Raw genomic sequence first — 24,366 nt, 5'->3', positions numbered from 1 at the left:
GCGCTCAGTGCTGCAGGATCTTGTTGAGGAAGTCCTTGGTGCGCGGCTGGCGGTTTTCCGGATGGCCGAAGAATTCGTCCTTCGAGCAGTCTTCCAGGATGCGGCCGCCCACGTCGATGAAGATCACGCGGCTGGCGACCTTGCGCGCGAAGCCCATTTCGTGCGTGACCACCATCATGGTCATGCCTTCCTTGGCGAGGTTCACCATCACGTCGAGCACTTCGCCGACCATCTCGGGGTCGAGCGCCGAGGTGGGTTCGTCGAACAGCATGACGATGGGGTCCATCGACAGCGCACGGGCAATGGCCACGCGCTGCTGCTGGCCGCCCGAGAGCTGGCCCGGGAACTTGTCCTTGTGCGCCATCAGGCCCACGCGGTCGAGCATCTTCAGGCCGCGGGTCTTGGCTTCGTCGGGCGAGCGGCCCAGCACCTTGATCTGCGCGATCGTGAGGTTCTCGGTCACCGACAGGTGCGGGAACAGCTCGAAGTGCTGGAACACCATGCCGACCTTGGAGCGCAGCTTGGGCAGGTTTGTCTTGGGGTCGTGCAGCGGAATGCCGTTGACGGTGATCTCGCCCTTCTGGAAGGGCTCGAGCGCGTTCACGGTCTTGATGAGCGTGGACTTGCCGGAACCCGATGGGCCGCACACCACGACCACGTCACCCTTGGAGATGTTGACGGAGCAGTCGTTGAGCACCTGCACCGGGCCGTACCACTTCGATACGTTCTTGATTTCGATCATTTTTTCGGACATTTCTTTCTCCGGTTGGACACTCAATCCGTCAGCGGATGATGGCGATCTTCTTGTGCAGGCGTTTCACCAGCCAAGAAAGGGCGTAGCACATGACGAAGTACACGACGGCCGCGAGCAGGTAGGCCTCGATCGGGCGGCCGAAGTTCTTGCCGGCGGTCTCGAAGCCCTTGAGCATGTCGTAGGCACCGATGGCGTAGACCAGCGACGTGTCCTGGAACAGGATGATGGTCTGCGTGAGCAGCACCGGCAGCATGTTGCGGAAGGCCTGCGGCAGCACCACCAGGCGCATGTTCTGGCCGTAGGTCATGCCCACGGCCTGGCCGGCGTTGATCTGGCCGCGCGGGATCGACTGGATGCCCGCGCGCATGATCTCGCTGAAGTAGGCGGCCTCGAACGCGACGAAGGTGATCACGGCCGAGATCTCGGAGCGGTAGTTGGAGCCCACCGAGCCGAACAGCGAGTAGAACGACGCCGGCACCAGCAGGAAGAACCACAGGATCACCATCACCAGCGGGATGCTTCGCATGCCGTTGACGTACAGGGCCGCGGGCGCATCGAGCCACTTCTTGCCCGACAGGCGCATGAGCGCCAGGATCGTGCCGAAGATCACGCCGCCGATCGTGGCCACCACCGTCAGCGTGACGCTGAAGTAGAAGCCCTTGACGACGAAGTTGCTGATGACGTCCCAGTTGTAGAAGGAAAGGTCGAGATTCATCATTTCAGTGTCCTCCGCCGCCGGCCGAGACGATGAAGCCCGGCACGCGGGTCTTCTTCTCGATGAACGCCATGAGGCGGTTGATGATGAGCGCCGAGACCACGTAGCACGCCGTCACGGCGAGGTAGACCTCGATGCCGCGCGAGGTTTCTTCCTGCGCCTGCATCGCGAACATGGTGAGCTCGGCGACCGACACCGCGAAGGCGACGGACGAGTTCTTGAAGATGTTCATCGTCTCGCTCGTGAGCGGCGGGATGATGATGCGGTAGGCCATCGGCAGGATCACGTAGCGGTAGTACTGCGCGGTGGTGAAGCCCACGGCCATGCCCGCGTAGCGCTGGCCCTTGGGCAGCGCCTGGATGCCCGAGCGCACCTGCTCGGCGATACGCGCGGAGGTGAAGAAGCCCAGCGCCAGCACCACGAGGATGAAGCTCGGCACGCCCTTCATGACGGGAATGAGCGCCGGGATCACGTGGTACCAGAGGAAGATCTGCACCAGCAGCGGGATGTTGCGGAAGAGCTCCACCCAGGCATTGCCCAGCCGCACCAGCCACGGGCTGTCGGGCAGCGTGCGGATGATGCCGATGAGCGAGCCCAGCACCAGTGCCACGACCAGCGCCAGCAGCGCGACCGACACGGTCCAGCCCCACGCCGAGAGCATCCATTGCAGGTAGCTCGGATATTCCCCCCCGGGGTCCTGCAGGAAAACCTGCCAATCCCAGTTGCCCATTTGTGTTTACTCCTTCTTCACCGTCTCTACGAAAACCAGTCCCTTGAAAAGAAACGCCCACCGCGAAAGGTGGGCGTCATCACGCAGCGACGCGCCGCTTATTCCTTGGTGACGTACTCTTCGGCCGGCTTGTCGTTCGGGTTGGCCCACGCGTTCTTGGTGGCTTCACCCAGCGGCAGGCCGATGGTCACGCCTGCCGGGGGAATCGGCTTCAGGAACCACTTGTCGTACAGCTTGGCGAGTTCGCCCGACTTGGCCTGTGCCTTGATGCTGTCGTCCACGGCCTTCTTGAAGGCGGGGTCGTCCTTGCGGATCATGATGGCGATGGGTTCGACGGCCAGCACGTCCGGCAAGATCTTGTAGTCCTTGGGCGACTTCGACTTGGCGGCCAGGGCAGCCAGGATCGAGCCGTCCATCACGAAGGCGTCGGCGCGGCCGGTTTCGAGCAGCAGGAAGCTGTCGGAGTGGTCCTTGCCGTAGACCTCCTTGAAGGTCAGGTTCTCGGCGCGCTTCTGCTTGCGCACGGTCTGCAGCGGCGTGGTGCCGGTGGTGGTGGCGACCGTCTTGTCCTTCAGGTCGGCCAGCGAGTTGATGCCCGAGTTGGCCTTGACGACGATCTTGGTTTCTTCGACGTAGGTGGTCACGCCGAAGGACACGTCCTTCTGGCGGGTGGCGTTGTTGGTGGTGGAGCCGCACTCGATGTCGACGGTACCGTTCTGCACGAGCGGAATGCGGTTCTGCGAGGTCACTGGCTGGTACTTGACTTCGAGCTTCTTGCCGGCGGCCTTCTCGAGGTCCTTGATGATGTTGGCGCAGACGTCGTAGTGGAAGCCGGTGTATTGGCCATTGCCCAGCGTGTACGACAGGCCGGAAGATTCACGCACGCCTTCGGTGATGACGCCGGAAGCCTTGATCTTGGCCAGCGTGTCGTTGGCCTGCGCCATCGCGCCGCCAGCGGCCAGTGCCGCAACCGCCAATGCCAATACTTGTTTTTTCATGAGGAAAACTCCTGAGGGTGACTGAAACAGATACAACTAAATTCTAGACACTCGCATTTTGCGTGATACCCGGACCAACCCGGTGCATACACACACACGCTGCACCGGCCATGCGCATCGCAGCGCCAGCCTGGTGCGATCCTGCCTCCTGGCATTGTCCGACTTTCACTAAGCAGCCTTTATGCCCGAAGTCTGGCCCGACGGTTCGGCAGCCGGCGGAACCGGCGCGGCCGACAGGCGCACCGGCTGGGTGAGGTTCTCGGGCACGAGCAGCGCGTCCATCTCGGCGCGGGTCATGATGCCCAGCGACTCGGCCACCAGGTCGATCGGCCCGCCGGTGGCGAGCGCGGTCTTGGCGATGAGCGCGGCCTTCTCGTAGCCGATGAGCGGGTTGAGCGCGGTGACCAGCGTGACCGACTCGCGCACCCTCTTCGCAAGGAACTCGCGGTTCGCCTCGATGCCCTCGACGCAGTTGTGCTGCAGCGTGGTGCAGGCCCGGCTCAGGTGCTGGATGCTCTTGAACAGGCTCCAGCCCATGATCGGCTCGAAGGCGTTGAGCTGCAGCTGGCCGGCCTCGGACGCCAGCGTCACGGTGATGTCGTTGCCGATGACCTCGAAGGCCACCTGGTTCATGACTTCCGGGATCACCGGATTGACCTTGCCCGGCATGATCGACGAGCCCGCCTGCCGCGCCGGCAGCCTGATCTCGCCGAAGCCCGCCTGCGGGCCGCTGGAGAGCAGGCGCAGGTCGTTGCAGGTCTTGCTGAGCTTGGTCGCCACGCGCTTGAGCACGCCCGACAGCTGCACGAATGCGCCCGTGTCCTGCGTGGCCTCGATGAGGTTGGCCGCCTGCTTCAGCGGCACGCCGGTCTGCTCGGCGAGGTACTGGCATGCGAGGTTGGCGTAGCCGTGCGGCGCGTTGATGCCGGTGCCGATGGCGGTGGCGCCGAGGTTGATTTCCTCGATGAGAGCGCGCGCCTCGCCAAGGCGGGCCTCGTCCTCCCCGATCATGATGGCGTAGGTCAGGAACTCCTGGCCCAGCGTCATGGGCACGGCGTCCTGCAGCTGGGTGCGGCCGATCTTGAGGATGTCCTTGAACTCGAGCGCCTTGGCCTCGAAGGCGCGGCGCAGCGAGGCCATCGATTCGAGCAGCCTGCCGATGGCGAACCACAGCGCCAGGCGCACCGCCGTGGGGTACACGTCGTTGGTGCTCTGCGAGGCGTTGACGTGGTCGTTGGGGTGGAGCACGTCGTAGCGCGCTTTCTCGTGGCCCAGTTTTTCCAGCGCGAGGTTGCAGATGACCTCGTTGGCGTTCATGTTGGTCGAGGTGCCGGCGCCGCCCTGGATGACGTCGACCACGAACTCGTCGAGCAGCTTGCCGTCGACGATGTCGTCGCAGGCCAGGATGATGGCCGCGGCACGGTCTCGGTCGATGGCGCCCAGGTCGGCGTTGGCGCGGGTGGCGGCCTTCTTCACGTAGGCCAGCGCGCGCACCAGGTCGGGCATGGCCGAGATGCGGGTGCCGGAGATGGGAAAGTTCTCGACCGCGCGCGCCGTATGCACGCCCCAGTAGGCGACGGCGGGGATCTGCTTGTCGCCGAGGAAGTCGTGTTCCGTCCTGAAATTGGAGCTCATGAGAGGTTCCTCGGCTTAAAAAAAAGCACGCGCAGGGCGCGTGCCGTGGGGGTTGCTGTGACAGCGGCTAAAAAGCAGCCGCGACTGTAGTGGCGCCGGATTCAAGGCGCCAATGCCTTTTGCGGGAAGCCCTATGCGCGGCATTTATAGATTGTGCGGTGCACAAATCTCCGTGGCAGTTGGGTGATGGCGCTCAGCGCTGCGGCTGGGTGCCGACGAGATAAGACCATAGCGCATCGGCCGTGCGCTTGGGTTGCAGGCTGTCGGCGGCCTTGACGGCGGCGCGGCCGGCCCCGGCCTTCACGGGCGCGGGAGCGCCGGGGCGCTCGCGGTAGGCGCGGATCTCCATCGTTGCCTCGAGGCTGTCGATCTCGGGCGGCAGTGCGCTCACGAGCTTGCGGGCCTTGATCTCCTTGCGCACCGCGCTCTGCGGCAGGAAGGCGATGCCGTGCCCTTCGAGCGCCATGACCTTCAGGCCCTCGGCCATGTCGGTCTCGTAGACGCGGTCGAGGTGGATGGCGGTGCCCGATTCCTTGAGCAGTTGGTCGACCACGCGGCCCAGGTAGGCGCCCGGCGCATAGCCCAGGTAGGGCAACGGCTGGCCCGGGCGGCCCGGCAGCCGGTAGCGCGGCGCGCCTTCGGCGTCGGCCTTGACCCAGGGGGCCACGGTTTCCTCGCCGAGGCTGACCATCTCGTACTTGTTGGCGTCGAGCTGCAGCGGCTGCGAGGGGTGGTGGTAGGCGATCAGCAGGTCGCAGCTGCCTTCGACCAGCCGCAGCACGGCGTCGTGCACGTTCAGCGCGATCAGGCGGCTCTTGATGGGGCCGAAATGCTCCCGGAGGCTGGTCACCCACGAGGGGAAGAAGGTGAAGGCCAGCGTGTGCGGCACGGCGATCTCGATCACGTCCTGCCCCGCCGCCGAGTGGCCGCGCAGCATGGCGCGGGTGCTCTGCAGCGACTGCAGCATCTCGATGGCCTGGCTGTAGAGCGTCTGTCCTGCCGGAGTGAGCCGCGTCGGGTAAGAGCTGCGGTCCACCAGGTCGGTACCGGCCCACCCTTCAAGTGCCTGGATGCGGCGGGAGAAGGCCGGCTGCGTCACGTGCCTCAATTGAGCCGAGCGGCTGAAGCTGCGCGTTTCCGCAAGGCTGATGAAGTCTTCGAGCCACTTAGTTTCCATACGCGGCGATTATGCGAGCGCCGCGCCATACTGGGCGCCCCCTCCTTTTCCCGCATCCGCCATGCCTTCAGCCGACCTTCTGAGCCTCAGCGCCACCGAACTCTCCCGCCGCATCGCCGCGCGCGAGGTGTCCTGCCGGGAGGTGATGCAGGCCTCGCTGGCCCGCATCGAGGCGCTGAACCCGCGCTTCAACGCCATCGTGTCGCTGCGCGATCCGGCGCAGTCGCTGGCCGAGGCCGACGAGCGCGACGCAGAGCTGGCGCGCGGCGAAAGGCGCGGCTGGATGCACGGCTTCCCGCTGGCGGTGAAGGACCTGAGCCATGCCGCCGGCCTGCCGACCTCCATGGGCTCGCCGCTGTCGCCGCGCTCGGCCGCGCGAGCCGACAGCCTCCACGTGGCGCGCGCCAGGGCGGCCGGCGCCGTCGTCATCGGCAAGACCAACACGCCCGAATTCGGTCTCGGCTCGCACACCTACAACACGGTGTTCGGCATCACGCGCAACGCCTACGCACCCGATCGCAGCGCGGGCGGCAGCAGCGGCGGCGCTGCGGTGGCGCTGGCCCTGGGCATCCTGCCGGTGGCCGACGGCAGCGACATGATGGGCTCGCTGCGCAACCCGGCGGCCTTCAACAACGTGATCGGCATGCGGCCCTCGCGCGGGCGCGTGCCGGGCAACCCCGACGAGGAACTGTTCTTCCAGCAGCTCGGCTGCGAAGGCCCGATGGCGCGCACGGTGGAAGACGCGGCGCGGCTGCTGGCAGTGCAGGCGGGCTTCGACACCCGCGTGCCGCTGTCGTCACCGCACACCCTGCCCTCGCCCGACGAACTGCGGCTCGAGGGCGACGGCAAGGGCCTGCGCATCGGCTGGCTCGGCAGCATCTGGCCCGACCTGCCGCTGGAGCCCGGCATCCGCGAGCTTGGCGAGAAGGCGCTCGGCACCTTCCGCGACATCGGCTGCGAGGTCGAGCCCTGCACGCTCGACGTGCCGCGCGAGCACAACTGGAGCGCCTGGTTGCGCCTGCGGCAGCTGCTGGTGGGCGGCAAGCTGGGCGCCTACCTGAGCGATCCGAAGCTGTTCGCGCAGCTCAAGCCGGAGGCGCAATGGGAGATCGAGCAGAGCCGCCATCTCGATGCGGCCTCGCTGTACCAGGCCTCGGTGTACCGATCGAACGTGTACCGCGCCTTTCTCAGGCTCTTCGAGCGCTTCGACTTCGTGCTCGCGCCTACCGCGCAGGTCTTTCCCTTCGACGCCGAGCTGCACTGGCCGGCCGGGGTGGCGGGCGTGAAAAGCGACACCTACCACCGCTGGATGGAGATCGTCACGCCCTTCACGCTGGCCGGCCTGCCGACGCTGAACGTGCGCGCCGGCTTCGGCGAAGGCGGCCTGCCGATGGGGCTGCAGCTTGCCGGGCCGATCCATTCGGACCTCGACGTGCTGCGGCTGGGGCATGCCTATGACCAGGCATGCGGCTGGGCGGCGCACCGGCCCTCGGTATTGGCTTGACCCCCTCCCCCTCTGGGGGAGGGCTGGGGTGGGGGCAAGCGGCGCTCATTGCGGGCGCCCTGCCTGCCCCCATCCCGACCTTCCCCCAGCGGGGGAAGGAGCAAGAACATCAGATCGGCGTGACCACGCCGCGCCCCGCGAAGTGCCCTTCGGCATTCGCGAGGAAATGGTCCACCGACTTCTGCGTCGCCTCGGGCGACCAGCCGGCCATGTGCGGCGTCAGCAGCACGTTGTCGAGGCCGATCAGCGGCTCGGGCCGCTTCGGTTCGCTCTCGTACACGTCGAGGCCGGCACCGGCGATGCGGTTCTCGCGCAGCGCCGCCGCCAGCGCCTCGGTGTCGACCACGCTGCCGCGGCCGATGCTCACCAGGTAGCCCTGCGGCCCCAGCGCGTCGAGCACTTCGGCATTGACCAGGTGCTTCGTCGCCGGACCGCCCGGTGCGGCCAGCACGAGGAAGTCGGCCCATGCGGCCAGCGACTTCAGGTCGCCGAAGTAGCGCTGCGACACGCCTTCCTTCGGCTTGCGGTTGTGATAGCCGACCTCCATGTCGAAGGCCGCGGCGCGCTTCGCGATCTTCTGCCCGATCGTGCCCATCCCCAGGATGCCCAGCTTCTTGCCCGACACGTTCGGCGGCTGCGGAATGGCCTCGCGCCACACGCCTTCGCGGCACAGCCGGTCGAGCTTGCGGAACTCGCGCACGATGCCGATCAGCAGGCCGAAGGCATGGTCGGCCACGCAGTCGTCGTTGGTGCCGGCGCCGTTGGCGGTCGCGATGCCGCGTGCGCGCGTCACCTCGAGCGGCACGCCTTCGTAGCCCGCGCCCATGCAGCAGATCAGCTCCACCGCGGGCATGGCTGCGATTTCCTCGGGCGTGATGCCGATGACGCCGATGGTCAGCACGGCACGGAACTTCCTGCCGTGCTCGGCGATGGCGGCCGCCCGCTCGGCGGGACCGAAGGCGTAGGTCATGTCGTAGACCTCGGCAATCTGGGCCTGGTGAGCGCTCGAGAGGCTGTTGAGCACCAGCAGGGGGATCTTGTTCGGCACGTCTGAACTCCTGGGATCGATGAAAAGAAGAAGGAATGGATGATCGCGCTACATCAGCGGCGCTGCTTCGCTCTTCTGCAAAGCCCACATCTGGGCGTAGCGGCCCTGCTTGGCGAGCAGCTGCGCATGCGTGCCGCGCTCGACGATCACGCCCGACTCCAGCACCAGGATCTCGTGCGCGTCGACCACCGTCGACAGCCGGTGCGCGATGACCAGCGTGGTCTTGTCCTGCGCGGCGCTCTTGAGCTCCGACTGGATGGCGCGCTCGTTGGCCGAGTCGAGCGCCGAGGTGGCCTCGTCGAAGATCACGATCGGCGGGTTCTTCAGCAGCGTGCGCGCAATGGCCACGCGCTGCTTCTCGCCGCCCGAGAGCTTGAGGCCGCGCTCGCCCACGGTCGTTTCGTAGCCCTTGGGCGTCGCGGCGATGAAGTCGTGGATGCGCGCGGCGCGCGCGGCGGCCTCCACTTCGTCGCGCGTGGCGCCGGGGCGGCCGTAGGCGATGTTGTATTCGACCGTGTCGTTGAAGAGCACCGTGTCCTGCGGAACGATGCCGATGGCGTGGCGCACGCTCGATTGCGTCACCTCGCGGATGTCTTCTCCGCCGATGGTGATGCGCCCCTGCTGCACGTCGTAGAAGCGGTACAGCAGCCGCGCCAGCGTCGACTTGCCCGAACCCGAGGGCCCGACCACCGCCACCGTCTTGCCGGCCGGAATCTCGAAGCTCACGTGCTTGAGGATGGGCCGCGCGGGCTCGTAGGCGAAGCTCACGTCGTCGAAGCGTACGGTGGCATCCATGCCGGCCAGCGGCTGCGCATCGGGCGCGTCGCGCACCTCGCGCTCCTTCTCCATCAGCACGAACATCTTGTCGAGGTCGGTCAGGCTCTGCTTGATCTCTCGGTAGATCACGCCCAGGAAGTTCAGCGGAATGTAGAGCTGGATCATGAAGGCGTTGACCATCACCAGATCGCCCAGCGTCATGCGCCCGTCGACCACGCCCGAGGTGGCGCGCCACAGCATCAGCACCAGGCTGACGGCGATCAGCGCCTGCTGGCCGGTGTTGAGCATGCTCAGCGTGCGCTGGCTCTTGATGGCGGCCCTGCGGTAGCGGTCGAGGCTGGCGTCGTAGCGGCCGGCCTCGAAGTCCTCGTTGTTGAAGTACTTGACGGTTTCGTAGTTCAGGAGCGAATCGACCGCGCGGCTCTGCGCCACCGAGTCGAGCTCGTTCATGGTCTTGCGGAACTGCGTGCGCCACTCGGTCACCGTGACGGTGAAGACGATGTACAGCACCAGCGCGGCCACCGTGATCCAGACGAAGAAGGCGTCGAACTTCACGCCCAGGATCGTGAGCACCAGCACCAGCTCGATGATGGTGGGCACGATGCTGTAGAGCGACATCGAGATCAGCGAATGCACGCCGCGCGTGCCGCGCTCGATGTCGCGCGTCATGCCGCCGGTCTGGCGCTCCAGGTGGAAGCGCAGGCTCAGCGAGTGCAGGTGGCGGAACACCTCCAGCGCTATCTGCCGGGCCGTGCCCTCCGTGGCCTTGGCGAAGATCAGCTCGCGCAGCTCGCTGAAGAGCGACGTGGAAAAGCGCAGCAGCCCGTAGGCCAGCAGCAGCCCGATGGGCACGATGAGCAGCGCCTGCGCCATGTCGGGCTTGGGCGTCATCGTGTCGACCAGGTTCTTCAGCAACACCGGCACGCCGACGTTGGCCACCTTGGCGCCCACCATGAAGGCCAGCGCGGCGAGCACGCGCCACTTGTACTGCCAGAGATAGGGGAACAGCCTGCGCAGGGTTGCCCAGTCGGAGCGTTCGCCTGCGGGTGCCGGCGCCTGGCCGCCGGCTGCGTGGGAGGAAGGAAGGGCTTCGCCGCTGCGGCGCATGGAGGACAATCGTGGTTGCTTGTTTGTTCCAGATTGTGCCCATGTCAGATACTTCCAGTGCCGCCGCCACGGCCGCAGCCACCCTCAAGAGCCTGCCCACCGACATGGAGCTGGTGCTCAAGGTCATCCCGATGCCGGCTGACTGCAACGTCAACGGCGACATCTTCGGCGGCTGGGTCATGGCGCAGTGCGACCTGGCCGGCTCGGTGATCCCGGCGCGCTACGCCAAGGGCCGGCAGGCCACGGTGGCGGTCAACGAATTCATCTTCAAGCAGCCGGTGCGGCTGGGCGACATCCTGTCGTTCTATTCGAAGCTGATGCGCGTCGGGCGCACCTCGGTCACGGTGACGGTCGAGGTGTTCGCAGAACGCTTCCGGGCCCAAGGCGAATACATCAAGGTGACGCAGGCCACCTTCACCTACGTGGCCATCGACGACAACGGCCGTCCGCGCCCGATCGAGAAGCCGGCCGAAGAAGAATAAGGAGCAGGAGCAGGCAGCCCTGCTCAGACGCCCGGGTCGCGCACCCGCTCGAAGCGCTCGAACTCGCGGTTGACCCAGCGCCCCTCGCGCCGCTCGACGCGGCGGATGTACACGGTCTGCACGATGTCGCGGGTGTGGGCGTCGATCTCCACCGGGCCGCGCGGGCTGTCGAGCTTCAGGCCCCGGAAAGCATCCACCAGCCGTTCCCCCGTGGCGTTGCCGCGCGCCGCCGGGGAGCTCATTGCCGCGTCGACGGCCGCGAGCGCATCGTGGGCCGCGACCGCGAAGTAGCCCGGCCGCAGGTGGCTGCCGTATTCGTTCTCGAAGATGCCCGTGAAGCGCCGATTGGCCGCCGAGTCGTGGGCGAAGGAATAGTGGTGGCTGGTGACGAGGCCGTCGGCCAGCTCGCCGATGCCTTCGAGGTAGTGGTCGTCGGTGGCGTCGCCCGTGGCCAGCAGGCGGATGCCGGTGTCGGCCATGCCCCGGTCGCGCCAGAACTTGAGGAAGGTGGCCGGCATCTGCCCCGAGGGCAGGAAGAAGAACACCGCCTGCGGCTTGAGCTCGCGCAGCCGCAGCATGTAGGCCGAGTAGTCCAGCGTCGACAGCGGCACCCGCAGCATCGCGCCGACCTGCCCGCCGCCCGCGGTGATGCCCGAGACGAAGGCGCTCTCGGCATCGACACCCGAGGCGTAGTCGGCCACCACGGTGCAGACGTTTCGCAGCCCTTGCTGCAGCGCCCATCGCGCAAGCGGCAGCGCGACCTGGCCGATAGTGAAGGACACCCGCACCGCGAACGGGCAGCGCGCGGTGATGCCCGAGGAGGCCGCGTTCATCACCACCAGCGGCAGCTTCGCCTGCGTGGCGACGTTACCCACGGCATAGGCGTTGGAGCTGAAATCGAGGCCTGCCAGCAGCTCCACGCGCTCGCTCTCCACGAGATCCTGCGCATGGCGGCGAGCCTGCTCGGGCGCGCTGCCGGGCACGTCGCGCCGCAGCAGTTCGACCGGCCGGCCTGCGATGTGCTGGTTGTGCGCGGCGAGCCAGACGGCCATGCCGGCATCGAACTGCCGGCCGCCGCCCGCGTAGGGACCGGACCACGAACCGATGACGCCGATGCGCAGCGGCCGCACGCGCGCCAGGGCCAGCGAGGGCACTGCCAGGGAGCCCGCCAGCAAACCTAAAGTACGCCGGCGCGAGACGCCGAATGCTACTTTTTCAGTAGCATCATCTACCCGTTGGACGGGCTTTGCGAGCGTTCTTGTCCCCGAATCTTGCACGCCGGACAGTGTACGCGCGCAGGCCCCGGAAGACGCCTCAGACCCTTGTCAGACCTTGGAGAAATCGGGCTTCCGCTTCTCCATGAACGCGCTGAAAGCCTCCCGCGCCGCCGGTTCGCGCAGCATGCGCCCGAAGCTCGCGCCCTCCTCGCCCATGCGCTCCAGCACGGCGGGCATCTGGCCCTTCTTCAGCAGGCGCTTGGTTTCCACCAGCGCGCTCAGCGGCTTGGCCGCCAGCTTGCGCGCCTGCGTCTGGGCGATGGCGTTCGCCTCGGTCGGCGGCACCACGCGGTTGACCAGGCCCACTTCGAGCGCGGCCTCGGCCATGAAGGGCTCGCCCAGCAGCAGCGCCTCGGCCGCGCGGTGGTAGCCCAGCATCTGCGGCACCAGCAGGCTCGAGGCGGCCTCGGGGCACAGGCCCAGGTTCACGAAGGGCATCGAGAAGGCGGCGTTGTCGCCCGCGTAGACGAGGTCGCAGTGGAACAGCATGGTGGTGCCGATGCCCACGGCCGGGCCGCACACGGCGGCGACGAGCGGCTTGGGGAAGGTCGCGATGCCGCGCAGGAAGCGGAACACCGGCGATTCCTGCGTGGAGGGCGGGCCGTTGAGGAAGTCGCCGATGTCGTTGCCCGCGCTGAAGATCGTCGGGTCGCCCTGGATCAGCACGCAGCGGACGGCCGCTTCGCTCTCCGCGGTGGCCAGCGCATCGGCCAGCTCGGCGTACATGCCGCTGGTGATCGAGTTCTTCTTGTCGACGCGGTTGAAGGTGATGGTCATCACACCGGCTTCGGTGTGGACGAGGATGTCGCTCATAAAAGATCCTTGAAGAGAACGGGTGGTGCCGCGGTCAGGCGGCGTCGAGTGCTTCGCGTACGAAATCGAGCCGGTCCTGGCCCCAGAACATTTCGTCGCCGACGAACATGGTGGGCGCGCCGAACACGCCGCGCTCCACGGCTTCCTGCGTGACGGCCTTGAGCCGGTCCTTGGTTTCCTGCGCGCCGGCCAGCGCGAGCAGCGCGCTCGCGTCGAAGCCGGCATTCTGCAGGACGGCGCCGACGGTCGCCGGGTCGTTCAGGTTCTTCGGCTCCACCCACATCGCGTGGAAGATCGCATCGACATACGCGCCGAAGCGCGCCGGCTCCTTCGCCTGGATGCCTGTGGCGCCGCGCATCAGCAGCAGCGTGTTGATCGGAAAGTGCGGGTTGTGCGCAAAGGGCACGCCGTAGCGCTTCGCGAAGCGCTTGAGGTCCGTCGTCATGTAGGGGCCCTTGGGCTTGATCTCGGCCGGCGAATGGTTGCCCGTGGCCTGGAACACGCCGCCGAGCAGCATGGGCTTCCACACCAGCTGCGCGCCGGTGTCGGCGCACACGTGGGGCAACTGCGTCGCGGCCAGGTAGGCGGCGGGGCTGCCGAAGTCGAAATAGAAGTCGACGGACTTGGTCATTGGCGTTGTCTCCTTCCTGTAGTTCTTCAGAACTTCTCCGACCACGGGCGCAGATCGATCTCGTGCGTCCATGCGTCGCGCGGCTGCGAGTGCAGCATCCAGTAGGTGTCCGCGATGTGGTCGGGGTTCAGGATGCCGTCGCTTTCCTTCAGCGCATAGCGCTCGGGAAAGTTGCTGCGGATGAACTCGGTGTCGATCGCGCCGTCGACCACCACGTGCGCAACGTGAATGCCCTGCGGTCCCAGTTCGCGCGCCATCGACTGGGCCAGCGCGCGCAGCGCCATCTTCGCGCCCGAGAAGGCGCCGAAGTTCGCCGCGCCGCGCAGCGAGGCCGTGGCACCGGTGAAGATGATCGTGCCGCGATGGCCGCCTTGCGGAATCTCGCGCGCCACCATGCGCTTCGCCACCTCGCGGCCATTCAGGAAGCCCGAGAAGCAGGCCATCTCCCACACCTTGAAGTACTTGCGCGCGGTCTCGTTGAGGATGCTCTCGGGCACGTTGGCGCCGATGTTGAACACCATCACCTCGATGGGCCCGATGGTCGACTCGATCTGCTCGACGAGCGCCACCACTTCCTCTTCCTTGCGCGCGTCGCATGCAAAGGCATGGGCGCGGCCGCCGTCGGCCTCGATCTGCGCGACCAGCGGCTGCAGCTTGTCGAGGCTGCGCCGCGTGACGCAGGTGGCGAAGCCTTCGCGCGCGAAGCGGCGGGCGATGGCGCCGCCGGTGGCGTCGCCGGCGCCGACGATGAGCGCGGCTTTCTGCAGTGCGGCCATATCGTTATTCCTTGTAGTAGACGATCTGGTTCGAGGTGGCCAGCAGCACGCCCTTCTCGCTCCACAGATGCGCCGTCTGGTCGAAGAAGCCGTTGAAGAACTGCTGCCCCGCCGCGCGGCCCAGCAGGTAGCCGGTGCCGACCTCGGCGAGCTGCTCGGGTCCGGCATGGAAGTAGGTGGTGATCGACACCGTGCCCGCCGGCACGTGCTTCGCGCGACGCAGCCACACGCGCGGATAGAACATGTCGCTCATCGCGGCGAGCGAGGCGAAGTCGAGCGGCCTCGGTTGCGCATCGCGCAGCCAGATGCGGGTCTCGCTGTGATGCAGGCTGCCATCCCACTTCGACGGAATGCCGCCGCTGAAGGGACGCATCTCGTACTGGTTGATCCACGCCACGCCCGACGGGCCGATGCTCATGCGATCGACCGTCTCGGGTCTCGGCGACTCGGGCATCGGCATGTCGCTCTCGCCCCAGGTCTCTCGGCGCGCGGCAGTCACCACCGTGGCGGTGGTCGTCATGCTGGGCGCGCCGCTGGCGCCGGCCTGCGTGATCTGCACCGTCCAGTGCTGCGTGGAGCGGTTGGTGCGCACAGCGGTGGCCTGGATGTCGAACGCGCCGGCCTCGATCGCCGCCGCGTAGTTGACCGTGAGTGCGATCGGCGTGCCGAGCACGTCGGGGTGCTGCATCACGGCCTGCAGCGCGAGCGCCGCGGTGGTGCCGCCGAAGGGCCCGACCATGTTCCAGTAGTCGGGGCTGGTCATGCCGGTGAAGTGCCCCACGCGGATGTCGCTGTGGTGGATCTTCAGGGCCTTGTCGAAGGGGTGCGTGCTCGTCGTCATGGCAGGCAGTGTGCCTCCGGTGGCCCGCGTCACGCAGTCGTGTGCGGGACGTTGGCGTGCTGCACCGCAGTAAGCGATGCGAGCCTGTGCAGCTTGTCGACCGTGCTCGGCCAGAGACTCTGGCTGAACTGCTCGCGGAAGAAGCCGAAGTGGCCGATGCGCCGCGCCTGCACGTCGGCCGGCGCGATGCGCTCGACCGCGCTCGGCGCGCCGCCGTAGAGGCTCACGAGGCTGCGCGTGCCGGCGAGCGTCATGAGCTCGTCGTCGGTCATCGACAGCGCGAGCACCGGGAAGCGCACGCGGTTGTAGCTGCGCGCGGCGAGCTCGCCTTCGGCGCCGACGCTGTAGCGCGGGTTGAGGCACCAGCGCCGCCACTGCATGATCACGCCGCGCGGCAGGTCGCCGACCTTCTTCAGCTTGCGGCCCGGGAAGTAGCCGAACAGCCGCGTGACCAGCGGCACCAGCACGAACCAGAAGTAGAGGATGGTGCGCTTGAGCTTCGGCGCGTTCTCGCGCCAGTAGCCGCTGCCCGCGGCGATGCTCACGAGGCCGTCGACCTGCTCTGGCCGCTGCAGGAAGCCCGGCAGCTGCGCGCCGAGGCTGTGACCCAGCAGGTAGAGCGGCGAGTCGGGCGATGCGGCCCTGGCCGCGTCGATCACCGCTTCGTAGTCGCAGGCCCAGTCGAACAGGTCGGCATCGACCTCGCGCAGCGGCACGTCGCCGCGCGAGTCGCCCGAGCCCCGGTAGTCGAAGGTCCAGACGCGCAGGCCCTGCTGCGAGAGCCACTGCGCGAAGGGTTCGTAGAAGGACTGGCGCACGCCCATCGCGCCGCCGATCACCACGCTCGCGCGCGGCGTGCCGGCGGGTTCGTAGCGGCGCACCGCCAGTTGCTGTGCGCCGCCGTCGACCGGAAGCTGCTGCTGCGTCTGCATGAGGCTGTCTCCTTCGTTGAACCGGCACTCGTCGCGGTGCCTTGCGCGCTATCGATCAGACGCGCTCGAAGATCCCTGCGGCGCCCTGGCCCATGCCCACGCACATCGTGACCATGCCGTACTTCAGGTTCTCGCGGCGCAGCGCGTGCACCACGGTGGCCGAGCGGATGGCGCCGGTGGCGCCCAGCGGATGGCCCAGCGCAATGGCGCCGCCCATCGGGTTGACCTTCGACGGATCGAGGCCCAGCGTGTTGATGACGGCCAGCGACTGCGCCGCGAAGGCTTCGTTGAGCTCGAACCAGTCGATGTCCTCGTGCTTCAGGCCGGCGTAGCGCAGCGCGGCGGGAATGGCCTCGATCGGGCCGATGCCCATGATGTGCGGCGGCACGCCCTTGCTGGCGAAGCTCACGAAGCGCGCGAGCGGCGTGAGGCCGAACTGCTTCACGGCCTTCTCGCTCGCCAGGATCAGCGCGCCGGCGCCGTCCGAGGTCTGCGAGCTGTTGCCGGCCGTCACGGTGCCGCGCGCGGCGAACACGGTGCGCAGCTTGGCCAGGCCCTCGATGCTGGTGTCGGGGCGCGCGCCTTCGTCGAGGTTCACGGTGCGGGTCTTGGCAATCGACTCGCCGGTCTCGAGGTTCGGCGTACGGTCGGTCACCTCGATGGGCGTGATCTCGTCGGCGAACTTGCCGGCCTGCTGAGCGGCAAGTGCCTTCTGGTGCGAGGCGAGCGCGAACTCGTCCTGAGCCTGGCGGCTCACCTTCCACTGCTGCGCGACCTTCTCGGCCGTGAGGCCCATGCCGTAGGCGATGCCCACGTCGCCTTCGCGCTCGAAGATCGAGGGCGACAGCGAGGGCGAGTTGCCCATCATCGGCACCATGCTCATGCTCTCGACACCGGCCGCGATCATCACGTCGGCTTCGCCCACGCGGATGCGGTCGGCCGCCATCTGCACGGCCGACAGGCCCGAGGCGCAGAAGCGGTTGACGGTGATGCCGCCGACGCTGGTCGGCAGGCCGGCCAGCACCGCGCCGATGCGCGCGACGTTCAGGCCCTGCTGCGATTCGGGAATCGCGCAGCCGCAGATGATGTCTTCGATGGCCTTCGGATCGAGGCTGGGCACTGCGGCCAGCGCAGCGCGCAGCGTGGTGGCCAGCAGGTCGTCGGGACGGTAGTTGCGGAAATAGCCCCTGTGCGACTTGCCGATGGGCGTGCGGGTGGCGGAGACGATGTAGGCGTCTTGTACTTGCTTCATGGAAGGCTCCTGGATTTGACTCCTTCCCCCTCTGGGGGAAGGTTGGGATGGGGGCAGACGGCCGTCAATTCGCCAAGTCGATTGGCAATTGCCTGCAGCACCCCTTCAAAATTGACAAACGGATCGTTCGATCCGAAGCGCAGCACATCGAACCCCTGCGCACGCAGGAAAGTGTCGCGTCTGGCGTCGTAGTCCGCCTGCGCCTGGTGTTGCGATCCGTCGAGCTCGACGATCAACTTCGGACCGAGGCATGCGAAATCGGCGATGTAGTTGCCAAGCGGATGCTGTCTGCGGAACTTCACTCCCAATTGCTCGCCACGCAGGCCGCTCCAGAGCTTGCGCTCGGAGTCGGTCATCCCGCGCCGCAGCGTGCGGGCGTTCTGTTGCGCGTTGGGAGTGGATTGGTTTTGCATGGGCTGCTTGCCCCCATCCCGACCTTCCCCCAGAGGGGGAAGGAGAAAGAGGAGCATCGCTCGTATCAGTTGCGCACCGGTTTCCCCGTGCTCAGCATCCCCATGATCCGCTCCTGCGTCTTGGGGTGCACGATGAGCGAGCAGAACGCCTTGCGTTCCAGCGTCATCAGGTATTCCTCGGTCACGAGCGAGCCCGCGTCCACGTCGCCGCCGGTGACCACGTTGGCGATCAGGCTGGCGATGTGGAAGTCGTGCGCGCTGATGAAGCCGCCGTCGCGCATGTTCACGAGCTGGCCCTTGATGGTCGCGGCGCCGCTGCGGCCCGCGACGCGGAAGGTACGGCGCAGCGGCGGGCGGTAGCCGGCGTCGGCCATGGCCTTCGCTTGCTGCAGCGCCACGTACAGCAGCTCGTCCTTGTTCGGCACGATCACGTCGCTGTCGAGCAGGTAGCCCAGCTTCTTCGAATCGAGTGCGCCGGTGCCGACCTTCGCCATCGCGGCGGCGGTGAAGCCTTCGGTGAGGAAGGGCAGCAGGTCGGTGCCCGTCGAGGCCGACGCGTTCTCGGCCGCGCGGCGAGCGATGTAGGTCAGGCCGCCCGCGCCGGGGATCAGGCCCACGCCCACTTCGACCAGGCCGATGTAGCTTTCCATCGCGGCCACGCGCTTGGCCGAGTGGATGGCCAGCTCGCAGCCGCCGCCGAGCGCCATGCCGCGCACGGCGGAGATCACCGGCACGTTGGCATAACGGATCTTGAGCATCACGTTCTGCAGCTCTTCTTCCGCGCCTTCGACCGCGCCGATGCCAGCGACCACGAAGGCCGGCAGCATCGCCTGCAGGTCGGCGCCGACCGAGAACACTTCGTCGGGCGACCAGATCACCAGGCCCTTGTATTCGGCCTCGGCCAGGTCGACCGCGGCGCCCAGCGCCTCGGCCACGTCGGGGCTGATGGCGTGCATCTTCGAATGGATGCTGGCGATGAGCACTTCGCCGTCGAGCGTCCAGACGCGCACGTCGCCTTCGTCGCTGATGGTGGTGCCGGCCGTGTTGGCATCGGCCGCGTTCGCGCCGAGCACGCTCTCGGGGAAGAGCTGGCGGTCATGCACCGGCAGGCGGCGCTGCGGCACGAACTTGTTCTGCGACGCACTCCACGAGCCTTCGGGCGTGTGCACGCCGCCGGCCTCGGCCACCGGGCCTTCGAACACCCACTTGGGCAGCGGCGCGGTGCTCAGCGCCTTGCCGGCGTCGATGTCTTCCTGCACCCACTTGGCAACCTGCGCCCAGCCGGCTTCCTGCCAGAGCTCGAAGGGGCCCTGCTTCATGCCGAAGCCCCAGCGCATGGCGAAGTCGATGTCGCGCGCGCTCTCGGCGATGTCGCCCAGGTGCACCGCGGCGTAGTGGAAACCGTCGCGCAGGATGGCCCAGAGGAACTGGCCCTGCGGTCCTTCGCTCTCGCGCAGCAGCTTCAGGCGCTCGCCCGCGGGCTTCTTGAGCATGCGGCCGTACACCTCGTCGGCCTTGGCGCCGGCGGGCACGTACTCGCCGCTCTTCAGGTCGAAGCGCAGGATGTCGCGGCCGGCCTTCTTGAAGAAGCCGGCCTTGGTCTTCTGGCCCAGGTTGCCCAACTCGAGCAGCTTGGCTAGCACCGGCGGCGTAGCGAAGTTGGCGTAGAACGGATCGGTCTCGGCGTTGAGGTTGTCCTGCAGCGTCTTCACGACGTGGGCCATGGTGTCCAGGCCCACCACGTCAGCGGTGCGGAAGGTGCCCGAGCTCGCGCGACCCAGCTTCTTGCCGGTGAGGTCGTCCACCACGTCGGGCGTGAGGCCGAACTTCTCGACTTCCTTCAGCGTGGCCAGCATGCCGGCGATGCCGACGCGGTTGGCGATGAAGTTGGGCGTGTCGTGCGCACGCACTACGCCCTTGCCCAGCGTGCTGGTGACGAAGGCCTCGAGGTCGTCGAGCACCTGCGGCTGCGTGGTGGGCGTGTTGATCAGCTCCACCAGGAACATGTAGCGCGGCGGGTTGAAGAAGTGAATGCCGCAGAAGCGTGGCTTCAGCGCTTCGGGCAATGCTTCGCTGAGCTTGGTGATCGACAGGCCCGAGGTGTTCGAGGCCAGGATCGCGTGCTTGGCGACGTGGGGCGCGATCTTCTTGTAGAGATCGAGCTTCCAGTCCATGCGCTCGGCAATGGCTTCGATGACGAGGTCGCACTCGCCGAGCTTGGCCAGGTCGTCTTCGTAGTTGGCCTGTTCGATCAGGCCCGCGTCGGCCACGTCGCCGAGCGGCGCGGGCTTGAGCTTCTTGAGGTTGTCGATGGCGCGCGTGACGATGCCGTTCTTCGGGCCTTCCTTGGCGGCCAGGTCGAACAGCACCACAGGCACGCGCACGTTGACGAGGTGGGCCGCGATCTGCGCGCCCATCACGCCGGCGCCGAGCACGGCGACCTTCTTCACTTGAAATCGGGACATGTTGATTGGTATGAGTTGTGGGAAGCCGTGCGCCGCTTACTGCACACGATTCCAGGTTTGGGTGCGCCAGAAGGGACCAAGGTAACCCCGGACTTCGAGCTTCTTGCCGCCATCGACGGGTGTGAAGCTCGCGCGGTATTCCTTGCCGTTCTCGGGGTCGAGGATCTTTCCGCCTTCCCAGACGTCCTTGCCCTCGGCCTTCTTGCCGCCGCGGATGATCTCCAGGCCCGCGATGGGCTTGCCCTTGCGGTCGTCGCTGCATTCGTCGCAGACCGCGTCGGGCTTGGTGTCCTTCTTCAACGACTTCTCGATGCGACCGTTCAGCGCGCCGTTTGTTTCGGCGATGCGGATCTCGGCCTTGACCTCGCCGGTCTTGTCGTCGACGTTGCGCCACAGGCCCACCGGCGTGATGCCGGCGCCCTGGGCCATGGCCGAGGCGGCGGTGACGGTGAACAGGACGGCTGCAAGCGTTGCTTTCATGAGCGGCTCCAGGTTGGATGTCGGTTGAAGAAAGACCCGCGGCTTCAGGCCAGAGCCGCTTCGGTATCCATCAGCACCTTGCTGCCGGCGCGCGCGGTGCGCATCAGCGTCGCGGTTTCGGGGAACAGCTTGGCGAAGTAGAAGCGCGCGGTCTGCAGCTTGGCGACATAGAACGGATCGGTGTTGCCCGCGGCGATCTCGCGCAGCGCGACCTGTGCCATGCGGGCGAACAGGTAGCCGAACACGAAGTGACCGGCCACGCGCAGGTAGTCGACGGCGGCGGCGCCCACTTCGTCGGGGTTCTGGAAGCCCTTGAAGCCGATCTCGGTCGTGAACTTGGTGAGCTGGTCGCCCAGGCCGGCGATCGGGTTGATGAACTCGGCCATCTTCTCGTTCACGCCCTCTTCTTCCACCAGCTTCGCGACGAGCTTGCCGAACTTCTTCAGCGACGCGCCGTTGTTGCCCAGCACCTTGCGGCCCAGCAGGTCCAGCGACTGGATGGTGTTGGTGCCTTCATAGATCATGTTGATGCGGTTGTCGCGCACGAACTGCTCCATGCCCCATTCCTTGATGAAGCCGTGGCCGCCGAACACCTGCATGCAGGCGTTGGTGGAGATGTGGCCGTTGTCGGTGATGAAGGCCTTGACGATGGGGGTCAGCAGCGCGACCAGTTCGCCGGAGTCCTTGCGCACCTTCTCGTCGGGGTGGTTGTGTTCCTTGTCGAGCAGCAGCGTGCAGAAGATCTGCAGCGCGCGGCCGCCTTCGGCGTACGCCTTGGCCGTGAGCAGCATCTTGCGCACGTCGGGGTGCACGATGATGGGGTCGGCTTCCTTGTCCTTGGCCTTCACGCCCGAGAGCGAGCGCATCTGGATGCGGTCCTTGGCGTAGGCCAGCGCGTTCTGGTAGGCCACTTCGGTCAGGCCCAGCGACTGGTTGCCCACGCCCAGGCGGGCGGCGTTCATCATCACGAACATCGCGGCCAGGCCCTTGTTGGGCTCGCCCACCAGCGTGCCGGTGGCGCCTTCGATCACGATCTGCGCGGTGGCGTTGCCGTGGATGCCCATCTTGTGCTCCAGGCCGGCGCAGAAGATCGGGTTGCGCTCGCCCAGCGAGCCGTCGGCCTTCACCTTGAACTTCGGCACCACGAACAGGCTGATGCCCTTGCTGCCCTTGGGCGCGTCGGGAAGGCGTGCCAGCACCAGGTGGATGATGTTGCTGGTCATGTCGTGCTCGCCGGCCGAGATGAAGATCTTGTTGCCGGTGATGCGGTAGGTGCCGTCGGGCTGCGGCTCTGCCTTGGTGCGCAGCAGGCCGAGGTCGGTGCCGCAGTGCGGCTCGGTCAGGCACATGGTGCCGGTCCACTCGCCGCTGGTGAGCTTGGGCAGGTAGGTCTTCTTCTGCTCGTCGGTGCCGTGCGCGGCGAGCGCTTCGTATGCGCCGTGCGACAGGCCGGGGTACATGGTCCAGGCCTGGTTGGCGCTGTTGAGCATCTCGAACAGGCACTGGTTGACCACGAAGGGCAGGCCCTGGCCGCCGAAGGCCGGGTCGCACGACAGCGCGGGCCAGCCGCCTTCGACGTACTTGGCGTAGGCGTCCTTGAAGCCCTTGGGGGTCTTCACTTCATGCGTGTTCTTGTCGAGCGTGCAGCCTTCCTCGTCGCCGCTGATGTTCAGCGGGAAGGTCACTTCGGCGGCGAACTTGCCGGCCTCTTCGATCACCGCGTTGATGGTGTCGGCGTCGGTCTCGGCATGGGCCGGAAGCGCCTTGAGCTCCTCGGCGACGTTGAGCACTTCGTGCAGCACGAACTGCATGTCGCGTACGGGGGGGTTGTAGGTAGGCATCCGGAACTCTCCTGGTCGAAGCTAGATAGAAAAAGAAAAGGGAAAACGAAAAGGGGACGAGCCGCGCGCTTCGGTCAGCGCACGGTCTTGAGGCGACGGCCCGCCGGCGCGGCGGCCGCTTCAGGCTTGGGCGCGTCGGGCGTGGCGGCGCGCGCGAGGATGTTGTCGAAGCCGACGTTGGCGCGGCCGATGGAGCCGGGCACCTGCAGGAAACGCGCCTCGTAGTGCAGCGCGAGGATCAGGCCGTGGATCTCGAACGCCACCTGGCGCTCGTCGGCGTCGGCGCGCAGATGGCCTTCGCTCTGCGACTGCACGATGGCGCGCAGCACGGCGGCCTGCCAGATGCTGACCGACTCGACCAGCGCGTCGCGCACCGGGCCCGGGCGGTCGTCGAATTCGGAGGCGCCGCTGATGTAGATGCAGCCCGAGTCGATCTCGGTCGAGGTGCGCTTCATCCAGTTGGCGAACATGGCGCGCAGCCGCGGCAGGCCGCGCGGCGCCTTCAGTGCGGGGAAGAACACTTCCTGCTCGAAGCGTGCGTGGTATTCGCGCACCACCGAGATCTGCAGTTCCTCGCGCGAGCCGAAGTGGGCGAAGACGCCCGACTTGCTCATCTTGGTGATTTCGGCCACGGCGCCGATCGACAGCCCCTCAAGGCCGATCTGCGCGGCCAGTGCCAGCGCGGCGTCGACGATGACGGCCTTGGTCTGCTGGCCCTTCTGGGCGGCGCGCGCGGGCTTGGCGGGAACGGCTGCTGCGGTCATCGTGGAATTTCCATGCAAAAACGAACGGTCGTTCTATTTTGCAGGGCTTTGCACTCCGGCCCGCGAATTAACCTTCAGTTATTGAAGGTTAATGGAGGCGGGACGGACCGCAATCGGGTCCGTCCCGCATCTCGTTCTCTCTTCCTTTCGGGTCCGTACGGCCCCGGAGTTCAGAACTCCTGCGACACGGGGCGCAGCACGACTTCGTTGATGTCCACGTCGGCCGGCTGCTCCACCGCGTAGACAACGGCGCGCGCCACCGAGTCGGCCGGGATCTGGTTGGCCTCGTAGAACGCCTTCACGCCGGCTGCGCTCTCGGCGTCGGAGCTGCCGAACTTGAGTTCCGACTCGACCGCGCCGGGCGAGACGATGGTCACCCGCACGCCGCTGTTGCCCACTTCCACGCGCAGGCCTTCGGAGATGGCGCGCACCGCGTGCTTGGTCGCGCTGTAGACGGTGCCGATCGGCGTGAACACCTTCAGCCCGGCAATGGACGCGACATTGACGATGTGCCCGCTGCCCTGCGCCTGCATGCGCGGCAGCACCGCGGCGATGCCGTAGAGCACGCCCTTGATGTTGACGTCGATGGTGCGGTCCCACTCGTCGACCCGGAGCTTCTCGAGGGGCGACAGCGGCATCACGCCGGCGTTGTTGACCAGCACGTCGATGCGGCCGAAGGCCTCGACGGTGGCGGTGGCGAGGCTCTCGAGATCGGCGCGCTTCGACACGTCGGTGGCCACGGCGATGGCCTCCCCGCCGGCTTCGCGGATCTCGGCGACCAGCTTGTCGAGACGGTCGGTGCGGCGCGCCGCCAGCACCACCTTGGCGCCGCGCGCGGCCAGGTGGCGCGCGGTCGACTCGCCGAGCCCGCTGCTCGCGCCGGTGACGATGGCGACCTTGCCCTTGATGTTGTCTTGAACGGATGTCATGGGAAATTCCTTTCGGTTGGCTTGA

The 24,366-nt window shown here is 67.0% G+C and carries 23 protein-coding genes; 2 read left to right on the top strand and 21 right to left on the bottom strand.

Features of this window, described 5'->3' with window-relative positions; all coding sequences use genetic code 11:
* Positions 1–4: 4 nt before the first annotated feature.
* The 6 genes from BMY35_RS32315 to BMY35_RS32290 all read right to left on the bottom strand — a co-directional run bounded on the left by BMY35_RS32315 (position 5) and on the right by BMY35_RS32290 (position 6,009).
* Entirely contained in the window at positions 5–742 is a 738-nt protein-coding gene (locus tag BMY35_RS32315; protein WP_093207394.1) for an amino acid ABC transporter ATP-binding protein, read from the bottom strand.
* 40 nt (positions 743–782) lie between these two features.
* A complete protein-coding gene (locus tag BMY35_RS32310) occupies positions 783–1,472 on the bottom strand; it encodes an amino acid ABC transporter permease (RefSeq protein WP_093207392.1) in 690 nt (229 codons plus the stop codon).
* Position 1,473: 1 nt separating this feature from the next.
* Positions 1,474–2,199 (bottom strand): amino acid ABC transporter permease, encoded by a 726-nt coding sequence (locus BMY35_RS32305; protein ID WP_093207389.1) that lies wholly within the window; start codon positions 2,197–2,199, stop codon positions 1,474–1,476.
* 98 nt (positions 2,200–2,297) lie between these two features.
* Positions 2,298–3,197: an amino acid ABC transporter substrate-binding protein gene (locus tag BMY35_RS32300; protein WP_093207387.1), complete on the bottom strand. Its 900-nt coding sequence runs from the start codon at positions 3,195–3,197 to the stop codon at positions 2,298–2,300.
* A gap of 168 nt (positions 3,198–3,365) precedes the next feature.
* Positions 3,366–4,832 (bottom strand): aspartate ammonia-lyase, encoded by a 1,467-nt coding sequence (locus BMY35_RS32295; protein ID WP_093207385.1) that lies wholly within the window; start codon positions 4,830–4,832, stop codon positions 3,366–3,368.
* Positions 4,833–5,025: 193 nt separating this feature from the next.
* Positions 5,026–6,009, bottom strand: coding sequence for a LysR substrate-binding domain-containing protein (locus BMY35_RS32290; RefSeq protein WP_093207382.1), 984 nt, complete (start codon positions 6,007–6,009; stop codon positions 5,026–5,028).
* Positions 6,010–6,070: 61 nt separating this feature from the next.
* Here BMY35_RS32290 and BMY35_RS32285 point away from each other — a divergent pair, with 61 nt between their 5' ends.
* The gene (locus BMY35_RS32285; RefSeq protein ID WP_093207379.1) at positions 6,071–7,513 is read left to right on the top strand and encodes an amidase; all 1,443 of its coding nucleotides are present in this window, start codon (positions 6,071–6,073) and stop codon (positions 7,511–7,513) included.
* Between the two features lie 109 nt (positions 7,514–7,622).
* On the opposite strand, the gene BMY35_RS32280 is transcribed toward BMY35_RS32285, so the two are convergent.
* A complete protein-coding gene (locus tag BMY35_RS32280) occupies positions 7,623–8,561 on the bottom strand; it encodes a 2-hydroxyacid dehydrogenase (RefSeq protein ID WP_093207377.1) in 939 nt (312 codons plus the stop codon).
* A 48-nt stretch (positions 8,562–8,609) separates the two neighbouring features.
* On the bottom strand, positions 8,610–10,445 hold the full coding sequence (locus tag BMY35_RS32275) for an ABCB family ABC transporter ATP-binding protein/permease (RefSeq protein WP_093207374.1): 1,836 nt from the start codon (positions 10,443–10,445) through the stop codon (positions 8,610–8,612).
* A 41-nt stretch (positions 10,446–10,486) separates the two neighbouring features.
* On the opposite strand from BMY35_RS32275, the gene BMY35_RS32270 reads away from it, so the two are divergent.
* A complete protein-coding gene (locus tag BMY35_RS32270; protein WP_093207476.1) occupies positions 10,487–10,927 on the top strand; it encodes an acyl-CoA thioesterase in 441 nt (146 codons plus the stop codon).
* 23 nt (positions 10,928–10,950) lie between these two features.
* On the opposite strand, the gene BMY35_RS32265 is transcribed toward BMY35_RS32270, so the two are convergent.
* The 13 genes from BMY35_RS32265 to BMY35_RS32205 all read right to left on the bottom strand — a co-directional run bounded on the left by BMY35_RS32265 (position 10,951) and on the right by BMY35_RS32205 (position 24,341).
* Positions 10,951–12,057, bottom strand: coding sequence for an ABC transporter substrate-binding protein (locus BMY35_RS32265; protein ID WP_093207473.1), 1,107 nt, complete (start codon positions 12,055–12,057; stop codon positions 10,951–10,953).
* A 195-nt stretch (positions 12,058–12,252) separates the two neighbouring features.
* Positions 12,253–13,017 (bottom strand): enoyl-CoA hydratase, encoded by a 765-nt coding sequence (locus tag BMY35_RS32260; protein WP_093207372.1) that lies wholly within the window; start codon positions 13,015–13,017, stop codon positions 12,253–12,255.
* A gap of 34 nt (positions 13,018–13,051) precedes the next feature.
* Entirely contained in the window at positions 13,052–13,648 is a 597-nt protein-coding gene (locus tag BMY35_RS32255; protein WP_093207369.1) for a 2-hydroxychromene-2-carboxylate isomerase, read from the bottom strand.
* A gap of 26 nt (positions 13,649–13,674) precedes the next feature.
* Entirely contained in the window at positions 13,675–14,424 is a 750-nt protein-coding gene (locus BMY35_RS32250) for an SDR family oxidoreductase (RefSeq protein WP_093207366.1), read from the bottom strand.
* A 4-nt stretch (positions 14,425–14,428) separates the two neighbouring features.
* On the bottom strand, positions 14,429–15,265 hold the full coding sequence (locus tag BMY35_RS32245) for an acyl-CoA thioesterase (RefSeq protein WP_093207363.1): 837 nt from the start codon (positions 15,263–15,265) through the stop codon (positions 14,429–14,431).
* A 29-nt stretch (positions 15,266–15,294) separates the two neighbouring features.
* Positions 15,295–16,197, bottom strand: coding sequence for an alpha/beta hydrolase family protein (locus tag BMY35_RS32240; protein WP_093207360.1), 903 nt, complete (start codon positions 16,195–16,197; stop codon positions 15,295–15,297).
* 55 nt (positions 16,198–16,252) lie between these two features.
* Entirely contained in the window at positions 16,253–17,449 is a 1,197-nt protein-coding gene (locus BMY35_RS32235; RefSeq protein WP_093207357.1) for an acetyl-CoA C-acyltransferase, read from the bottom strand.
* Positions 17,446–17,862, bottom strand: a complete 417-nt coding sequence (locus BMY35_RS32230) for an endonuclease domain-containing protein (RefSeq protein WP_143080784.1) — start codon at positions 17,860–17,862, stop codon at positions 17,446–17,448. The genes BMY35_RS32235 and BMY35_RS32230 overlap by 4 nt, the downstream gene beginning before the upstream one ends.
* A 65-nt stretch (positions 17,863–17,927) precedes the next feature.
* A complete protein-coding gene (locus BMY35_RS32225; RefSeq protein WP_093207354.1) occupies positions 17,928–20,327 on the bottom strand; it encodes a 3-hydroxyacyl-CoA dehydrogenase/enoyl-CoA hydratase family protein in 2,400 nt (799 codons plus the stop codon).
* Positions 20,328–20,363: 36 nt separating this feature from the next.
* Positions 20,364–20,807 (bottom strand): DUF2147 domain-containing protein, encoded by a 444-nt coding sequence (locus tag BMY35_RS32220; protein ID WP_093207352.1) that lies wholly within the window; start codon positions 20,805–20,807, stop codon positions 20,364–20,366.
* 44 nt (positions 20,808–20,851) lie between these two features.
* Entirely contained in the window at positions 20,852–22,648 is a 1,797-nt protein-coding gene (locus tag BMY35_RS32215; protein WP_093207349.1) for an acyl-CoA dehydrogenase C-terminal domain-containing protein, read from the bottom strand.
* 74 nt (positions 22,649–22,722) lie between these two features.
* On the bottom strand, positions 22,723–23,412 hold the full coding sequence (locus BMY35_RS32210) for a TetR/AcrR family transcriptional regulator (protein ID WP_093207346.1): 690 nt from the start codon (positions 23,410–23,412) through the stop codon (positions 22,723–22,725).
* Positions 23,413–23,582: 170 nt separating this feature from the next.
* Positions 23,583–24,341: an SDR family oxidoreductase gene (locus BMY35_RS32205; RefSeq protein ID WP_093207343.1), complete on the bottom strand. Its 759-nt coding sequence runs from the start codon at positions 24,339–24,341 to the stop codon at positions 23,583–23,585.
* Positions 24,342–24,366: the final 25 nt, after the last annotated feature.

This window comes from Variovorax sp. YR750 (assembly GCF_900109805.1).
Classification (GTDB): Bacteria; Pseudomonadota; Gammaproteobacteria; order Burkholderiales; family Burkholderiaceae_C; genus Variovorax; species Variovorax gossypii.
The sequence above is the reverse complement of the archived record's forward strand: the minus strand, read 5'-3'. Positions and strand labels throughout refer to the sequence as shown.

Excerpts from the sequence above, each read along its gene's own strand:
- BMY35_RS32315 (WP_093207394.1), bottom strand. The coding sequence starts at position 742 with ATGATCGAAATCAAGAACGTATCGAAGTGGTACGGCCCGGTGCAGGTG.
- BMY35_RS32310 (WP_093207392.1), bottom strand. The coding sequence starts at position 1,472 with ATGATGAATCTCGACCTTTCCTTCTACAACTGGGACGTCATCAGCAAC.
- BMY35_RS32305 (WP_093207389.1), bottom strand. The coding sequence starts at position 2,199 with ATGGGCAACTGGGATTGGCAGGTTTTCCTGCAGGACCCCGGGGGGGAA.
- BMY35_RS32300 (WP_093207387.1), bottom strand. The coding sequence starts at position 3,197 with ATGAAAAAACAAGTATTGGCATTGGCGGTTGCGGCACTGGCCGCTGGC.
- BMY35_RS32295 (WP_093207385.1), bottom strand. The coding sequence starts at position 4,832 with ATGAGCTCCAATTTCAGGACGGAACACGACTTCCTCGGCGACAAGCAG.
- BMY35_RS32290 (WP_093207382.1), bottom strand. The coding sequence starts at position 6,009 with ATGGAAACTAAGTGGCTCGAAGACTTCATCAGCCTTGCGGAAACGCGC.
- BMY35_RS32285 (WP_093207379.1), top strand. The coding sequence starts at position 6,071 with ATGCCTTCAGCCGACCTTCTGAGCCTCAGCGCCACCGAACTCTCCCGC.
- BMY35_RS32275 (WP_093207374.1), bottom strand. The coding sequence starts at position 10,445 with ATGCGCCGCAGCGGCGAAGCCCTTCCTTCCTCCCACGCAGCCGGCGGC.
- BMY35_RS32270 (WP_093207476.1), top strand. The coding sequence starts at position 10,487 with ATGTCAGATACTTCCAGTGCCGCCGCCACGGCCGCAGCCACCCTCAAG.
- BMY35_RS32260 (WP_093207372.1), bottom strand. The coding sequence starts at position 13,017 with ATGAGCGACATCCTCGTCCACACCGAAGCCGGTGTGATGACCATCACC.
- BMY35_RS32255 (WP_093207369.1), bottom strand. The coding sequence starts at position 13,648 with ATGACCAAGTCCGTCGACTTCTATTTCGACTTCGGCAGCCCCGCCGCC.
- BMY35_RS32250 (WP_093207366.1), bottom strand. The coding sequence starts at position 14,424 with ATGGCCGCACTGCAGAAAGCCGCGCTCATCGTCGGCGCCGGCGACGCC.
- BMY35_RS32245 (WP_093207363.1), bottom strand. The coding sequence starts at position 15,265 with ATGACGACGAGCACGCACCCCTTCGACAAGGCCCTGAAGATCCACCAC.
- BMY35_RS32240 (WP_093207360.1), bottom strand. The coding sequence starts at position 16,197 with ATGCAGACGCAGCAGCAGCTTCCGGTCGACGGCGGCGCACAGCAACTG.
- BMY35_RS32235 (WP_093207357.1), bottom strand. The coding sequence starts at position 17,449 with ATGAAGCAAGTACAAGACGCCTACATCGTCTCCGCCACCCGCACGCCC.
- BMY35_RS32230 (WP_143080784.1), bottom strand. The coding sequence starts at position 17,862 with ATGCAAAACCAATCCACTCCCAACGCGCAACAGAACGCCCGCACGCTG.
- BMY35_RS32225 (WP_093207354.1), bottom strand. The coding sequence starts at position 20,327 with ATGTCCCGATTTCAAGTGAAGAAGGTCGCCGTGCTCGGCGCCGGCGTG.
- BMY35_RS32220 (WP_093207352.1), bottom strand. The coding sequence starts at position 20,807 with ATGAAAGCAACGCTTGCAGCCGTCCTGTTCACCGTCACCGCCGCCTCG.
- BMY35_RS32215 (WP_093207349.1), bottom strand. The coding sequence starts at position 22,648 with ATGCCTACCTACAACCCCCCCGTACGCGACATGCAGTTCGTGCTGCAC.
- BMY35_RS32210 (WP_093207346.1), bottom strand. The coding sequence starts at position 23,412 with ATGACCGCAGCAGCCGTTCCCGCCAAGCCCGCGCGCGCCGCCCAGAAG.
- BMY35_RS32205 (WP_093207343.1), bottom strand. The coding sequence starts at position 24,341 with ATGACATCCGTTCAAGACAACATCAAGGGCAAGGTCGCCATCGTCACC.